This is a genomic window from Neisseria sp. P0021.S007, from assembly GCF_051956855.1.
This window is the reverse complement of record NZ_JBQCXA010000154.1, coordinates 1-1,042: the sequence shown is the minus strand read 5'-3', so window position 1 is coordinate 1,042 and position 1,042 is coordinate 1. Positions and strand designations below refer to the sequence as shown.

At 56.8% G+C, this 1,042-nt stretch carries 1 pseudogene; it reads right to left on the bottom strand.

Features of this window, described 5'->3' with window-relative positions:
* Positions 1-1,042, bottom strand: a pseudogene (locus tag ACTHUR_RS11860) (hypothetical protein); the annotation flags it as partial.

Genomic DNA, 1,042 nt, shown 5'->3' with positions numbered 1-1,042 from the left:
CCGTCGTTGTTCACGGTGGTGTCGCCGGCTTTGACGCTGTTCACTACCAGGTCTTTTTTCAGCTTAACGGTCACTTTATCGTCTCGGGCTTCGGTGGTGATGTTGTCGTCGCCGGCAACGGTCACGGTGGAGCCGAGTTTTTCGATATTGGTGCTGCCGCTGTCGCCGTTGAAGGTCAGGCCTTTGCTGTCAACGGCGGTTTTGGCATCTACGCCTTTTTGGATTTCGGCTTTGGTGTCATCAGCCAAGTCGATGCTGTAGTCGGTCACGTTGTCGGCCTTTTCAGCGGCGGTAACGGTCACTTGGCTCGAACCGGCGCTCGCAGTCGTGCCTTTGGCGTTGACGGTGTAAACGTCTTGGCCTTTATTGCCGACTCCTTTAACCACGTCTTTGATGTTGGTACCGGCTGCAACTTCGGTACGGGCGGCGGCGCTTTGCTGCTTCAGCTGGCTGTAGTTGACCGCGTCGTTGTCATCGGTACCGGCGGCAACATTGGTGATCTTGGTGCTGGCGGCATTGATGCCTGACTTGGTCACACTCGGGCCACCGGTAATGGTGAGGCCGTCTGTATTCAGTTTGCTGTCGCCTGCGGTCACGCTGTCAACGATGATGTCTTTGGCCAGTTTCAGCTGTGCGCCACCAGCTACGGTTTCGCTGATGATGTTGCTGTCGCCTTTGACATTGATGGTGTCGCCCAATGCGTAGTTGTTGCTGCCGGTGGTACCGCCGAAGTTGATGCCTTTGGCGATATTGGCGGCGTTGGTCGCGACGTTTTGGTTGGTCGCAAACAGTTGGCTGCCGTTGACGGCGTCTTTGCTGTTGGCATTGAGGTCGCCGTCGGCTACGTTGGTAACCTTCTTGCCGGCGGCATCGATACCGGACTTGGTCAGGCTAGGACCGCCTGCGATCTTAACGCCGTCGTTGTTCACGGTGGTGTCGCCGGCTTTGACGCTGTTCACTACCAGGTCTTTTTTCAGCTTAACGGTCACTTTATCGTCTCGGGCTTCGGTGGTGATGTTGTCGTCGCCGGCAACGGTCACGG